The following is a 14,637-nucleotide window of genomic DNA, read 5'->3' as shown; positions in this document are numbered from 1 at the left end:
CCCTCCCTTCTACTCAGATCCAACTGCACTCTTGTGGTTGACTTCTTTTGCCATCGGATGGTTCAACCAGCATGCCGCTTTATGGGTTGTACTCATTTCCTCCATCTGCGGGTCAAACTCCGTACATACTTTCATAGCAAAGTCACAACGAGGCGCGAACGCACACCCCTTTGGCGGGTTCAATAAGTCCGGTGGAGTGCCGTAAATTGGAATAAGCGGTTCATCTTTCTTTAAATCTAATCGAGGCACTGACTTCAGCAAGCCTTTGGTATAAGGATGTTTAGGGCTATAGAATATTTCGTTAACTGTTCCGGTCTCAATTACTTGTCCAGCATACATGACTACAACTCGGTCACAGGTTTCGGCTACAACTCCCAGATCATGCGTAATAAGAATAATAGAAGTACCTGTTTTTACCTGAAGATCTTTCATGAGATCCATAATTTGAGCTTGGATCGTTACGTCCAAAGCAGTTGTTGGTTCGTCCGCGATTAGTAGCTTGGGCTCGCAAGCTAAGGCAATGGCAATCATCGCACGTTGACGCATCCCACCGCTAAATTCATGAGGATATTGCTCTACACGAGCTTCCGGGTTAGGAATCCCTACCAAGCGAAGCATGTCAATTGCTCTTTCCTTCGCCTCTGCTTTGGAAAGGCCTTGGTGTTTAACTAGCCCCTCCATGATCTGCCGCCCAATCGACATCGTAGGGTTCAAGGATGTCATTGGATCTTGGAAGATCATCCCCATTTCCTTACCGCGTATTTTTTCCATTTCCTTATCCGTCTTTTTGACAATGTCCTCGCCTTGGAAAAGGATTTTCCCTTGTTTAATAACCCCTGGAGGCATTGGAATCAATCTCATTAGAGTTTGAGAAGTAACCGATTTCCCGCAACCAGACTCTCCCACGATGGCTACAGACTCACCTTTACTCACATGGAAGTTTACACCGCGAACGGCCTTTACTTCTCCTGCATAGGTGTTAAAGGATACATGCAGGTCTTTGACTTCTAGAATTTTCTCCATTTCCGTTTCACCTCCGGTTATTTACGTAGACGAGGGTCCAATGCGTCCCGCAAGCCATCTCCTAATACGTTGAAGGCAAGCATCGTGATACTAATGAAAATAGCAGGGAAGAATAATCGCCATGGGTAATAACGCAGCGCCCCTAATCCATCACTAGCCATCGTTCCCCAACTTGCCATTGGAGCTTGCACACCCAGTCCCAAGAAGCTTAGGAAGGCCTCAGTAAAGATAGCAGAAGGCACAGTTAAGGTCATGGTAACAATAATGGGTCCCATAGAGTTGGGAATTAAGTGTTTAAAAAGAATGCGAGAAGCACTAGCTCCTAGCGAACGAGCAGCCAGTACATATTCTTGCTCTTTTAATTGCAAGATCTGACCGCGAACAATACGAGCCATTCCAATCCACCCTGTTATGGTCATGGCCACAATCATCGTAAAGAGACCTTGCTCCATAACTACCATCAACATAATGACAACAAGCAGGTATGGCAGTCCATAAAGAATGTCGGCAATGCGCATCATGATTTCATCTACTTTTCCACCGTTAAAAGCAGCAACTCCACCCCATATAATTCCTATAATAAGGTCGATAATTGCAGCCGTGATCCCAATGAATAGAGAAATACGCGCCCCATACCAGACACGAGTAAACATATCACGCCCCAAGTCATCCGTACCAAACCAGAACTCAGAGCTAGGTGCCAAGTTTTTAAGCTTTAAGTTGGTGTCATAATAGGAATACCCGTTAATCACCGGACCTAAAGCAGCCATAAAGCCTAGCACAATAAGGATATATAAACCAACCATGGCTAATTTATTTGCTTTTAGACGCCTCCAAGCATCCTTCCAAAACGAAAGGCTCGGACGCGAAATTTCTTCGGCTTTATTTAAATCTTTTTCAATTGGTTGGAACATGTCTTTCGTTAGTTTTACTGGTTGTGCCATGATTTATTTCCCCTTTCCGGAGAGTTTTATCCTAGGATCAATGATTCCATAAGCTAAGTCTACAAGTAGAATCATAAACAAAAGGATAATACTGTAAAATACCGTCGTTCCCATAATCACTGTATAATCACGATTTCCAATACTCGTAACAAAATGGCTTCCTAGTCCAGGAATACCAAAAATTCTTTCGATAACGAAGGTTCCAGTTAAGATGCTTGCAGATAATGGACCTAAATAGGTAATGACCGGCATTAACGCATTACGCAGAGCATGACGATACGTTGTGGTAAATTTACTCATCCCTTTAGACTTAGCCGTTTTAATATAGTCCTGAGCGAGTACTTCAAGCATATTGGAACGCGTTAAACGGGCAATAAAAGCCATAGGAAGAGCAGATAAAGCAAAGGCCGGCAAAACGACTTGCTGCAGTGTTCCCCATCTGGCCACTGGGAACCAGCCTAGTTTCATCGCAAATACATATTGCAAGAAGGTCGCCAAAATAAAGCTCGGAACAGAGATTCCTAAAACAGCAATAACCATAGCCGTATAATCCTGCCACTTATTATGGTAAAGGGCAGCTATAACTCCCAGTACTAAACCAAAGCTTACAGCTATAAGTAAAGCAGATAATCCCAACGTAAAAGAAACAGGAAAACCGTCGTTAATAATATCATTAACTGTTCTCGCTTTATACTTAAAGGATGGTCCCAAATCCCATGTAGCTACAGAACCTAAATACTTAACGTATTGAATATGAAGAGGGTCATTTAACCCATAGTGCTCTTTCATCGATTCCAGGATTTCCTTTGGTACTGATTTCTCTGAAGTAAAAGGATCTCCAGGTATGGCCTTCATCAAGAAGAATGTGGCGCTAACTATTAGGAAAAGCGATATGAACATAAACATTAAACGTCGCAGTAAATAACGTGCCAACCCAATACACCTCCTAAACTTTCTGTTAATTCGACAAGATTCGACTTTTCAGGAATTGCTCAAACAGCAATCAAGGTATATGGCAGATCAAAATAAACCCTTTTTGATCATGCTGCATATACCCTGAATTACTTCTTAGTTGCTAAAGTTTTGTTATTGTATGGTTGAGATTCCTGATCGTACGCTCACTTAATCTAGCATATCTCACTCTAGTGAACAAGGGAAAGATATTACCAAGCAAACTATTCGATATAGGCATATTTGTAATCAACATCGCCTAGACCGTGCAACATAACACCTTTAACTTTGTCATCCTTAACATATGATTTCGTATAGAAATAGATAGGTGCAATCGGCATTTCATCCATCAAGATTTGTTCAGCCTGAGCTAACAATTGGTCACGTTTAGCAGGATCTTCCTCAGATGCAGATTCATTCAGTAAACGTTGGAACTCTGCATTTTCCCAGAAGGTATCATTGTTTCCACCAAGCTTATCTTTGTAAAGCTCTAGGAAGTTAATTGGATCATTAAAGTCTCCTAGCCAACCCATACGTCCAATTTGATAGTTTCCTTTATGCATTTCTTCCAAGTAAACTTTCCATTCCATGTTATGCAGCTTGACTTCAATTCCGAAGGCTTGCTTCCATTGGTCTTGAATAGCTTGGGCTATTTTTTGGTGGCCTTCGTTCGTATTGTAGCTTAAGGTAATATCTAATTTATCTTTTGTCATGCCAAGCTCTTGTAGGCCCTCATCCAGCAGTTTTTTTGCTGTTTCTACATCATGGTCCTTGAAATACCCTTCTTCTTTAAGTCCCATGGTTGGTGGAACGGCTCCCATGGCAGGAAGTTGGTTAGCTTGCGTTACATTGTCGATAATGGATTGACGATCAATGGCATAAGCAAAAGCTTTACGCACCTTCGCATTGTTAAATGGCGGGTTTTCGGTTTGGAACTTGTACCAGTAGGTACCTGCGATTGGATAGATATTCAGTCTTCCCTGATCTTTCAAGGATGGTATCGCATCAGTTGGCAGATCGGAAGTCGGTGCTCCAGCCCAATCAAGCTCTCCGCTTTCAAACATGTTAAACGCTGTGGCTTGATCTTCAATCATTACAAAGGAAATACGATCAAGATGTACCTTATCTGCATCCCAATATTGGTCATTCTTTACGATTTCGGCAACATTGTTATGCTCCCACTTGTCTAGCTTGAACGGTCCGTTAGAAATATATTTGTCTGTAGCATCATTCGCCCAGTCCTTGTTTGCTTCTACCACTTTCTTGTTAACAGGCATATACGTATAGAAAGCTGTCAATTCTAAGAAGTAAGGAGTAGGATTCTCAAGCTCTACCACTAGGGTCCTTTCGTCCGTAGCCTTGATTCCAACTTCCGCTACATCCTTAATCTCACTTTTGTTGAACTTCTCAGCATTCTTAATCACATAAAGTTGGTACGCATAGTTAGCAGCTGTCGCTGGATCTAGAACGCGCTTCCAAGCAAATTCAAAGTCATAAGCCGTAACAGGCTCACCGTTTGACCATTTCGCATTTTCACGGATGGTAAACGTATAGGTTTTAAGATCATCTGACACATCGATTTTTTCAGCTGCAGCTGGATGCGGATTTTCATCTTCCCCAATCCGGGTTAGTCCCTCAAACATTTGACGGATCAAGGTCCCTGATGTACTGTCTTCTGCAAGACCTGGATCAAGAGTTGGAGGTTCGCTGTTGATATTCAAACGAAGAAGCTGGGGTGCTTTGTTTTTCTCTTTTGCTCCCTGATCCGCAGGCTTCTCTGAAGTGGTAGGTGTAGCATTTCCGCCGCAGGCTGTAAGCAATAGACTTGATACCATCGCAGTAGACATGATCTTCATGAATGTTTGTTTTTTCATGTTGTTACCCCCTTAATTGTGTGTTCTTGTTGTTGTTTTCTAGCGAGAGCTTACTCTTCCCAGTCATCTGGGCGGATAAAGGAAAAAGAGTCTTTATATTGTTTTAACTCTATAGACACATCCGCAGAGATAATCCCCTCAATCTTGGAGAGTTCGTGATTCACAAACAGGACCAACTCATCATTAGAACGGAAGTAAGCTTGAATTATCAGATCATTCCGTCCAGAAAACGCACCAATAAACCGAACAGAAGGAAATTCTCTAAGCTTTACCGCTACTTTTTCTTGTAAACCTAACTGTGTCTTTATACCGATAATGGCTTGGACAGTAAGGCCTACTCTATTAGGGTTGGTATGAATAATAAATTCAAACACTTCTTCCTCTTGCATCTTGTTGATGCGTGCACGAATGGTCCCCTCACTTACCTCTAGCAAGTGGGCCATTTCCGTGTAAGAACGGCGTCCATCTTCTTGTAATAGCTGCAAGATTTCAAAGTCTAAACGGTCTAGTTTTTTCATAACATTTCTCCAAGTACTAAGTTTATGACTCAAATTCTCTCTTACATAAATACGATTATAACATTTTCCTCAATAATTTCTACGCATTTCGTAAAAAATATATATTTAGTTCTTCTGATGTGTATACTCATTCACAAACACGCATTAATAAACAAACCAAATAACCCAAAGCTTATTGCCATACATATGTAAGCGATAACAACGGTATAATTATTAGTTTTTTAAAAATTGGAACTTTAGCAAGGGGAATAAAAAATCGTGTAATCCGGAGAGCGAATACACGATTTCAATTGTTTTTTTATTGAATTTCTGCGATAACCGCATTCATTAGCGAAATGAATTGAGGACGCGTTTTATTCGCCATTTCAACTACTTGTTCATGGGACAATGGCTCCAATTCTTCTCCAATAGCCATATCCGTAATACAGGAGATACCTAAGATTTTTAGCCCGCAGTGTCTTGCCACTATAACCTCGGGAACTGTGCTCATCCCCACAGCATCTCCCCCTACCCTTGCGAGCATGGTTAACTCACTTGGAGTCATATAAGCTGGGCCGCTAATTCCGGCATAGACACCCTGTTGGATTGAAATTCCCTGTTCCTTCGCTTTTAGCAGCGCTAGGGCAGATAACTTCTTATCGTAGGCTTGTGACATATCAGGAAAACGAGCTCCAAACTCAGCAAGGTTCGGACCAATTAATGGGTTGTCACCAGTAAGGTTGATGTGATCTGTGATCACCATCAGATCCCCTGCAGCAAAGCTGCGGTTCATTCCCCCGGCGGCATTCGTAATAATGATCGTTTCAATCCCCAATCTCTTGAGTACATAAAGGGGAAACGTTACTTCTGACATACCGTATCCCTCATAATAATGAAACCTGCCCTGCATCGCAGCCACACGCTTCCCCTGAAGCGTACCAAATACAAATCGACCGGCATGACCCTCCACTGTGGACGTAGGAAAGTGAGGAATCTCATGGTAATCTAGCGCCACAGCCCCTTCTATTTCGTCCGCTAACACCCCAAGACCGGAGCCAAGAATTAAGCCGATAGAGGGGGTTATTCCTACCTTATTCTGGATATATTGTACAGCCTCGTTAATTTTCTGTTGTCTGTTTTGCATTCTCAGATCCCCTTACAGCTTTTCAATGATTCCTTGGACCAAACCTAAAAACTTCTCTTTTGCACTCTCCGCCGTTTCCATAACTTCCTCATGGGATAGGGGTTGTGGCAAAATACCCGCTGCCATATTGCTAATGCAAGAGATCCCTAGAACCTTCATCCCGCTGTGCCTTGCCACAATGACCTCCGGAACAGTCGACATTCCTACCGCATCTGCACCTAGCGCGCGCAGCATCCGAATTTCGGCTGGGGTCTCGTAGCTCGGCCCGGTTAAACCGGCATAGATGCCCTTTTGGATAGGGATACCCTGCTGGCTCGCTACTTGTTCCGCTACTTGAATTAACTCCCGTGAATAGGCCTCTGACATATCCGGAAATCTCACACCCAATTGAGCATCATTTGGACCAATTAGAGGATTTCTGCCGGTCATATTCAAGTGGTCTTGAATGAGCATGAGATCGCCAGGAGCAAAATTCGTATTCACCCCACCTGCCGCATTCGTAACCAAAATGCTCTTTACGCCAATAGCAGCCATTACCCGTACCGGAAACGTAACGGTATCCAAGGAGTAGCCTTCATAATAATGAAATCTTCCTTGCATTGCCACAACCATCTTTCCCCGCAATTCTCCGATGACCAGCTGTCCTTTATGCCCTTCAACCGTTGAAGCAGGAAAATGGGGAATCTGGTTGTAAGGAATAACCGTAGGTTCTTCAATCTGATCAGCAAGAACCCCTAGCCCAGAACCTAGAATCAGTCCAATTTGGGGAACCTGTTTCAGTTGATTTTGTATATATTGCTTGGTCTCTTGAATCTGCTCTATACTTAACATCTTATCTTCCTCCTAAGTTAGATAAAAAGCTCTTGCCAATCGGAGGACTTTTTACTCCAAAGTTCTCCGCCACTGTGGCCCCTACATCTGCAAACGTTTCTCGCACTCCCAAATCTTCTCCTTTTGAGAGTCCAGGATAGTAGACAAGCAACGGAACATATTCACGAGTATGATCGGTACCATGATGAACGGGATCATTGCCATGATCTGCGGTTAGAATCAGCAAGTCGGTTTCTCTCAGCTTGCTTTTAATTTCTGGAAGGCGGGCATCAAATTCCTCCAGCGCTCGGCCGTAGCCCAATGGATCGCGGCGATGCCCAAATTTCGCATCAAAATCCACTAAGTTCAAAAAGGTTAGTCCCTTAAACGAACGATCCATAACTCCAAGCAATTGATCTACGCCGTCCATATTATCTTTTGTCTTAATCGAATCACTCACGCCTTCCCCCGCATAGATATCCGCGATCTTGCCTACAGCAATCGAATCCAAGCCTGCTTCCACAAGTGTGTTCATGACAGTTGGAGCGGGTGGCTTGAGCGAATAGTCTTTGCGGTTTGCCGTTCTCTCAAATTGGCCAGGTTTCCCAACAAATGGGCGCGCAATCACACGAAGTACAGGATAATCACTTTCCTCCATGGTTAAAGACCTTGCCGCCTCACATATCTTATATAATTCATCAAGCGGCACCACATCCTCATGCGCAGCAATTTGGAAAACCGAGTCAGCTGAAGTATAGACGATCACATCACCTGTTTGCATATGCTGTTCTCCAAGTTCATCAAGGATCTCGGTTCCCGATGCAGGCTTGTTCCCAATAACCCCTCTTCCGATCTGCTTGGTAAATGCCTCAATAAGATCCTGAGGAAATCCTTCCGGATAGGTATTGAAAGGCGTAGAAATCTTTAATCCCATGAGCTCCCAATGCCCTGTGCTGGTGTCTTTTCCAACACTCACCTCAGCCATCTTGCCATAAAAGGAGCTCGCAGTTACTTGGGGCTGAAGATGAGGTATCGGGTCTATATTCGCTAGCCCCATAGATTCCATATTCGGAACCTTTAATCCTCCCATTTTTTCGGCTATATGCCGCAACGTATGGGCACCTTTATCGCCAAACTTGGGAGCATCAGGCAGCTCCCCAATCCCGACACTATCCAATACGATAAGGAAAATACGATCAAACATCTTGATAACCCCCTGAACTCAACTGTTCTTTGTTGTTCTATTTATTTTTTCCTATGTAATCAAAAATTACCATATTCTTAGGAGAACAAAAAAACGCTCGTAGGCATGCTTATGCTTATGCCCTAGGATGCGCTTTAGTATAGACTTCTCTTAATTTTGTCTTCGTTACTCTCGTATAGATTTGAGTGGTGGAAATATCAGCATGGCCCAGCATCTCCTGAACAGACCTCAGATCTGCCCCATTCTCTAGCAGATGAGCGGCAAAGGAGTGTCGGAGAGTATGAGGCGTGATATCCTTCTTGATATCAGCCTTAAGTGCGTATTTCTTAATTAGTTTCCAGAAGCCCTGCCTTGAGAGTCTCTTGCCCTGTTGATTCAGGAATAAGGATTGCTCCTGAATGTCCTTCATGAAGGCAGGACGTCCCTTCTGCAGATAGTTATCCAACGTTTCTATCGCATACTTGCCAAGAGGTATAATTCTTTCTCTCGTTTTATTCGTGCACTTCACATAGCCAAGTGACAAATTTACTTCATCTAGGTTAACGGCTAGCATTTCTGAAACCTTGGCTCCTGAAGCGTAGAGGAGCTCTAGCATCGCTTTATCTCTTAATCCGGAAGGATCATCTAAGTCTGGGGCGTTCATTAGAAGCTCCACTTCTTCTATAGTCAGGATCTTTGGCAGCTTCTTGATCACTTTGGGTGATTCCATATGGGCTGTTGGGTCCCTTTGAACTACCTTTTCTCTTAGAAGATAGGAATAGAAAGAACGAATGGAGGCCAGATGTCTGGAAATTGTTGATGGTGCGCGTCCTTTTTCCTTCAGGTCATATAGGAAATGAGTCAGGTCACTTTCTCTTACTTTCTTCAGATGGCGGACCTGTCTAGATTCCAAGAAATCTAAATAATAAATTAAATCTCTCCGATAGGAGTCGATGGAATTCTTAGCAAGTCCCTTTTCTGTATTCAAGTAAGACATAAACTGATTCAACCATGATTGCATTCCTGTTTCTCCTTTATGACTACGCATTTCATTCTACCCTAGGTATTCCACTTCATCTAACCATTTTCCTGCAAACAAAAAAAATATCATTCCCCATACCAATAAAAGAACTTGAGTCGTTCCCATGCTCCCATTTGTTGAGAAGGATACATCTGTTCCTCTACCTTCATGACTTTAATTGCTCGTCCCTCTGGCTTACGATAGGGGTTGCTAGGTCGAATAACATCAGAAAAAAATGAGATCACGCTAAAGAATATAAAGGTGGTAACCACAAAAATAATAATAAGACGAATCCCTTCAAAAAGTCTTCGAAACGAGATAAACATCTTTTCACCGCCCAATCCCTTTCGGACAAGATTAATTCATTCATATTCCTATTATGGGCGTAATATACGTATTGAAAACTTATCCTCAAAAAAAGAAAGGAAATCGAACCGCTCAAAACACAAGCGCTCGATTTCCTAATATATCAGTTTGTTTCTACCTCAACGTTACAACGATGACAAATTCCATGGAAAGTCAAACGATGGTCCGTGATCTTAAACTTAAAGTCTCGTTCCACAATTTCTTCTACGTCATCGAGAAGATCATCTTCAATCTCATCTACGGTTCCACATTGTATGCATATCAAGTGATGGTGATGATGGGCTTGGTCTTCTGCACGAAATTCGTAACGCGCAACGCCATCTCCAAAATTAATTTTATGAATAACCTTAAGCTCACTAAGTAACTCCAACGTACGATAAACTGTAGCAAGTCCAATTTCCGGTGCCTTTTCCTTAACAAGTAAGTAGACATCTTCAGCACTTAGATGATCTTCTTCATTCTCCAGGAGGACTTTTACCGTGGCTTCCCGCTGGGGGGTTAGTTTATATCCATGTGAGTGCAATTGTTGTTTAATCCGATCGATTCTTTCTTCCACGTTCATTCCTCCCCGCACCTTGACGAAAGCTTCTTTTTTTTCCAGTCATGGCACTACCCATTCCGCTTTATCCATTATAGAAGAGGCACGCAAAAGAAGTCAAATATGAAATTTGTACGAAGGAAAAACTAAGAGTTCACCATACTTAAAACAATGTGCTTCATGATCTGAGGAGACACAAAGGCTTCAAATAAGGAAGCCACTCCTAAGAGAACACCCACAAATACAATCAAGGCAGAATAGCGCAAAAAGTAATGATAGATAGGCTCCCCTCTGCGCAAGAATCGTGAGCGAATCAGCCTTAATGAAAAGGAAATTCCAGCCGTCCCAATGATAATCACAGCAGGTATGACAATCAGATTTTGGGGAAGTACGGATAAGCCGGCCAAGAAAAGGCCGTTCCAGTTCCACTGGTTCACAAGAAAACCAACGGTAAACCCGATCACTAGTCCTTTTAGAAAAATCATCACAAGAATAACAGGAAGCCCAATAATGGAAAGTCCAAGAATCCACATAAATCCTATATATTTAAGATGGTCTCCCAGTGCGTGCTGGAATGCAGATTGGGGATTCACATCAATCCCACCCTTTAACTGTTGAAAAAATTGTCCCAGGTAGCCTGTCAGCTCTTGTTTCTGACTTAATGAAAGGGAGTTGACGATAATCGCACCGAAACTTACCCCCATCGTAAATAGGACAATAATAAACAGATACAAGGACAAGTTCTCCCTTAGATGCGATTGGATAGTTTGTCCAAATCGACCTTGTTTCATCCCTCTCCCCCCAATCGTGAAACTTATGTATTTCACTTATATGAGGGGAAAAGCTGAAATATGATTATCAGCTTAAAACGATCTTTCCATATTTCCCTCCCCCACCTTCCAGGACATCTATCACTCCATCACGATTTTGCAGGATAAGCTTAGCTATTTTTTCCCCTACAATAGCGGTTAAGCTTTCCTCATCTGCTTCATGAAGGACCTTCATTTCTGTTCCAAGGCGGAGGAGGAGCTCCTGGATTTTTCTTGCCCCTATTCCAGGGATAAATTCTAGGGGCACTTGATGAATGTAGGGTGGGCGATGGGTGGGATGTATTGCTGCCTTGCTGTCCGCAATTTCTTCCAAGCGATTAAATACTCCCTTAATAAGCTTCACATGCCCACAGAATGGGCATCGCCCGGAACTAGCGTCCCGCACCAGTTCTTCGCAAGTGGAGCATCTTGTAAGATGATATTTTCCCAGCTTAGGATGCAGGCCGTAATTTGCCGTGACTTGTCTTCCTTCTTCCCGCCACAATGCTTTCCTTAGCTCTTCAAAATCGCACTGGTGCATTCGTATCTTTTGATACTCCCTTGCAATTTTCGCAAGAGAGTGGGCGTCTGAATTGGTAAGAAAGGTTTTCGTGTAGAGCTCACTTAGTCGATCGGCCATTTCTGAATCTGCACTTAAGCCTAATTCGATAGCAGCCACCCGTGAGGGATCCATAAATTCAGCTAATGACCCTCCACAATTCCCAAAAATACTCTTAAATGGCGTAAACACATGAGCGGGAATTAACAATCCATTGCCCAAGGACACACGGTCTTGCAACTCTTCCATCGTTGTGTATACTCGTTGCGTACTTAAGGTAATATTTTTTACCCGCTGACCCAGCCATGCCGAAAAAGCCTTCATTTCCTCTAGATAGGGAAAGAAGACAAGGAAATGAGCAGTGCCTCCAACCTTCTCAAATCGCAACTCCAGCTCACTTCCCATGATGATGACCGTACTCTTATATTTCAGCCCACCCTCTGGAAGTTGAGCCAGAGCCCCTGTAGACAATAGCTGATCCACTTCCTCCAGTACTTCTGGTGAATGCATGTCAATAATACCGATCATATCCATTCCCTTACGTTGTGAAGCTTCTTCTATAATGTTAGAAAAGGTAAGGTCTCGAGATGCGGTGATTTTTACAGGCTTCCCTTTACTCGTTCGCCCAATGTGGATATGAAGGTCCACAAAATAATCTTTCATGACTAACCTTCCTTGGTTAATTGTTGGTTCTTCCAGTAATATACGGCAAAAACCGTTTTCGCATCGATAATGTCGCCTGACTGTATGTATCCATTCGCTTCGTCCCAGGTCACCTCAACTAGATCCACAAATTCATCATGATCTGGCTTAGCTTCCCCCGCCGTTAATCCCGTTGCTTCATAAATATGTATCAGCTCATCAGCAAAACCTGGCGAGGTATAAAACGAGCTAACATGCTTCATGTCCGTCGCCCGGTAGCCCGTTTCCTCTATTAGCTCCCGTTTGGCACAATCGATGGGGGCTTCTCCTTTTTCAAGCTTCCCAGCAGGAATTTCTAATATGGTTTTTTCTAAAGGCTTGCGGAACTGACGGACCAACACCATTTTATCCTCCGGCGTTACAGCGATAACCGCTACCGCACCTGGATGGCGGACAATTTCCCTTTTGGATAAATTACCATTGGGCAACTCCACTTCATCCACCTGCAAGGTGATCACCTTGCCCTCAAAGATCCGTTCACTGTTCACCGTTCTCTCCTGATACTTACTCATTCCTGATTCCCCCTATGTTCTAGCTTGTCCTTCTGACTCATATGCTTATAAAAACACCAAAAGGAGGTACCGCTTTGAAAATCTATTTCCATTCTAATACAATCCGAGTGGTAGGAAAAGTATGGGAGATTCGAGCCAAACTTAAAGAATGGTCGAATCTCTCCATGACCGTACAAGATCTTCTATCCCGCAAGGGTCACTAACCCTTGGCGTGATATAGCTGGCAAAATCGGCAGCTAAGCCAACCGAGTAAAAAAATAACGGATCTTCCTCAACCGTTCTCCCCATTGTTGTAATGGTCTCAGGGTATTGAGCCAGAAGCGATTCTAGCCCGCTAAGTTGATGTTGGCTTCCTATAACCCATATAGACTGCCCCATCTTTAGGGGATGGTCTTTAACTACCTCATCAAGAATCGGTATGTAAGCTGGTACTAACGTGTGTTCTAATACCGTTAGCGTATGGTGACTAATCCCTTGATGCCGTGGTCTAGGATCCGCACTTCCTACTCGCGGAACGAGAATCGGCATTCCCCTTAGTGAGTAGGCTGCGTGAAGGTGTTCTACCTGCTCCATTCCCGAAAATCCTAACGTCGTCCCAGTACCCACGATCCCGGGTCCCATGGCTACAATCACGAGGTCTGCCCTTAAGATATATTTGGCCGCCAACAGCCCTGTATAAATATTAACGGCTTCCAAATCCCCGCCAAATGCCTGGCCAATTGTAATCGTTCCCACTAGCCCACCAGTCTCTTTTAAGATCCTTACATGTCGGCTGAAGGAAATGGGCAAGCCCGCTTTGTCAGTCATAATATACGCTACTCGAAGGGCTGGATTGATTTTCTTAATATATGTAACAGCAATAGGAAGCATACTATGAAGCTCTGCAACTAATACAGGCATCCCTTCTAAGGAGCGTTGTTCGCAAAATAGCTTGTGATAGGGACTCCCCTGTTCTTCACAAGAACCGGTTGCTAGTTGAAGAGGTGTATATCTAAGCTTCATGATATGACCTCTCACTTCCTCTGAAGGAAGCTGGCGCTTATTCAGAATGTGAACAATAAAGTGATAGCCTCCCGTCCCAAGCTTGAGATTGACAGCCGTTGTATTCAAGCTAACTTCATCCCCTACGGATGCGAAGCCTGTAAACCCGGGATAATTAATGGCTTTGGACTGCTCACCTTGGACTTCGACGACCAGCTCTTGAATATCGGAAGCCTCATGAAGAATGGAAAGAACTTTCCCATTTTGTGTATCAATCATAAATCCCTCCGTCATAGTCACTCCTTATTTGGGGAACATTGAAAATAATGCTTCTACATGGAGGTTATGACGGCATGACCCAACACATTCGTACAAATTTCTCGTCTTCCGAAGAAGCCGAACGGGCAAGAGCGTATCTGATCAACACGGGGTATGAGCAGGTTTCTATTCGTGATACCCAAGTTGAGGTGGGCATAAATGAAGAGAATTGGATTGCCGCTTATGAAATTCTCAACGGTTTAGGAGGAAGCTTCGAAGAGGGAACTTCTTTTCCTGAAGAGTTGGAAGATGCCTACGGAATGGCAGAAAAGACGGAAGATATCCCCATGGTGGATCAAGATTCCTACATAGACATGAATCTTGGTTATGGCGATTTTGAGATCATTGAGCCTTATATTTTACATCATTACGAAGAAATGACAAAAGAGAGAGAAGATTGATTCT

General features: G+C 43.3%; 17 protein-coding genes. 2 read left to right on the top strand and 15 right to left on the bottom strand.

What is annotated here, in order from left to right; genetic code table 11:
* Nucleotides 1-9: 9 nt before the first annotated feature.
* From EIZ58_RS02270 to EIZ58_RS02205, 14 genes are all read right to left on the bottom strand, one after another.
* Nucleotides 10-1,023 (bottom strand): ABC transporter ATP-binding protein, encoded by a 1,014-nt coding sequence (locus EIZ58_RS02270; RefSeq protein WP_134698895.1) that lies wholly within the window; start codon nucleotides 1,021-1,023, stop codon nucleotides 10-12.
* A gap of 17 nt (nucleotides 1,024-1,040) precedes the next feature.
* Nucleotides 1,041-1,967, bottom strand: coding sequence for an ABC transporter permease (locus EIZ58_RS02265; RefSeq protein WP_134698894.1), 927 nt, complete (start codon nucleotides 1,965-1,967; stop codon nucleotides 1,041-1,043).
* A 3-nt stretch (nucleotides 1,968-1,970) separates the two neighbouring features.
* A complete protein-coding gene (locus EIZ58_RS02260) occupies nucleotides 1,971-2,900 on the bottom strand; it encodes an ABC transporter permease (RefSeq protein ID WP_134698893.1) in 930 nt (309 codons plus the stop codon).
* 242 nt (nucleotides 2,901-3,142) lie between these two features.
* Nucleotides 3,143-4,792, bottom strand: a complete 1,650-nt coding sequence (locus tag EIZ58_RS02255) for a peptide ABC transporter substrate-binding protein (protein ID WP_134698892.1) — start codon at nucleotides 4,790-4,792, stop codon at nucleotides 3,143-3,145.
* Nucleotides 4,793-4,842: 50 nt separating this feature from the next.
* Complete coding sequence (locus EIZ58_RS02250; protein WP_134698891.1) at nucleotides 4,843-5,310, bottom strand: Lrp/AsnC family transcriptional regulator; 468 nt, start codon at nucleotides 5,308-5,310, stop codon at nucleotides 4,843-4,845.
* A 298-nt stretch (nucleotides 5,311-5,608) separates the two neighbouring features.
* Nucleotides 5,609-6,433, bottom strand: a complete 825-nt coding sequence (locus tag EIZ58_RS02245; protein WP_134698890.1) for a purine-nucleoside phosphorylase — start codon at nucleotides 6,431-6,433, stop codon at nucleotides 5,609-5,611.
* Between the two features lie 12 nt (nucleotides 6,434-6,445).
* On the bottom strand, nucleotides 6,446-7,264 hold the full coding sequence (locus EIZ58_RS02240; RefSeq protein WP_134698889.1) for a purine-nucleoside phosphorylase: 819 nt from the start codon (nucleotides 7,262-7,264) through the stop codon (nucleotides 6,446-6,448).
* Nucleotide 7,265: 1 nt separating this feature from the next.
* On the bottom strand, nucleotides 7,266-8,447 hold the full coding sequence (gene deoB, locus EIZ58_RS02235) for a phosphopentomutase (RefSeq protein ID WP_134698888.1): 1,182 nt from the start codon (nucleotides 8,445-8,447) through the stop codon (nucleotides 7,266-7,268).
* 115 nt (nucleotides 8,448-8,562) lie between these two features.
* Complete coding sequence (gene xerD, locus EIZ58_RS02230) at nucleotides 8,563-9,447, bottom strand: site-specific tyrosine recombinase XerD (RefSeq protein ID WP_134698887.1); 885 nt, start codon at nucleotides 9,445-9,447, stop codon at nucleotides 8,563-8,565.
* Nucleotides 9,448-9,533: 86 nt separating this feature from the next.
* Nucleotides 9,534-9,773, bottom strand: coding sequence for a DUF4227 family protein (locus EIZ58_RS02225; RefSeq protein WP_134698886.1), 240 nt, complete (start codon nucleotides 9,771-9,773; stop codon nucleotides 9,534-9,536).
* A gap of 143 nt (nucleotides 9,774-9,916) precedes the next feature.
* Complete coding sequence (gene fur / locus EIZ58_RS02220) at nucleotides 9,917-10,369, bottom strand: ferric iron uptake transcriptional regulator (protein ID WP_134698885.1); 453 nt, start codon at nucleotides 10,367-10,369, stop codon at nucleotides 9,917-9,919.
* Nucleotides 10,370-10,497: 128 nt separating this feature from the next.
* Nucleotides 10,498-11,142 (bottom strand): stage II sporulation protein M, encoded by a 645-nt coding sequence (gene spoIIM / locus EIZ58_RS02215; RefSeq protein ID WP_134698884.1) that lies wholly within the window; start codon nucleotides 11,140-11,142, stop codon nucleotides 10,498-10,500.
* 67 nt (nucleotides 11,143-11,209) lie between these two features.
* Nucleotides 11,210-12,382 (bottom strand): endonuclease Q family protein, encoded by a 1,173-nt coding sequence (locus EIZ58_RS02210; protein ID WP_134698883.1) that lies wholly within the window; start codon nucleotides 12,380-12,382, stop codon nucleotides 11,210-11,212.
* 2 nt (nucleotides 12,383-12,384) lie between these two features.
* Nucleotides 12,385-12,933, bottom strand: a complete 549-nt coding sequence (locus EIZ58_RS02205) for an NUDIX hydrolase (protein ID WP_134698882.1) — start codon at nucleotides 12,931-12,933, stop codon at nucleotides 12,385-12,387.
* A gap of 41 nt (nucleotides 12,934-12,974) precedes the next feature.
* Here EIZ58_RS02205 and mciZ point away from each other — a divergent pair, with 41 nt between their 5' ends.
* Nucleotides 12,975-13,136 (top strand): Z-ring formation inhibitor MciZ, encoded by a 162-nt coding sequence (gene mciZ / locus EIZ58_RS02200; protein ID WP_240688919.1) that lies wholly within the window; start codon nucleotides 12,975-12,977, stop codon nucleotides 13,134-13,136.
* Here the strand turns inward: mciZ and EIZ58_RS02195 are convergent.
* Nucleotides 13,075-14,193: a DUF3866 family protein gene (locus tag EIZ58_RS02195; protein ID WP_134698880.1), complete on the bottom strand. Its 1,119-nt coding sequence runs from the start codon at nucleotides 14,191-14,193 to the stop codon at nucleotides 13,075-13,077. The two genes, mciZ and EIZ58_RS02195, sit on opposite strands and share 62 nt — an antisense overlap.
* Nucleotides 14,194-14,267: 74 nt before the next feature.
* On the opposite strand from EIZ58_RS02195, the gene EIZ58_RS02190 reads away from it, so the two are divergent.
* Nucleotides 14,268-14,633, top strand: a complete 366-nt coding sequence (locus tag EIZ58_RS02190; protein WP_134698879.1) for a hypothetical protein — start codon at nucleotides 14,268-14,270, stop codon at nucleotides 14,631-14,633.
* Nucleotides 14,634-14,637 lie beyond the last annotated feature (4 nt).

The organism is Ammoniphilus sp. YIM 78166 (assembly GCF_004522215.1).
Classification (GTDB): Bacteria; Bacillota; Bacilli; order Aneurinibacillales; family RAOX-1; genus YIM-78166.
Note: the sequence above shows the minus strand (reverse complement) of the source record. Positions and strands in the feature narration are given on the sequence as shown.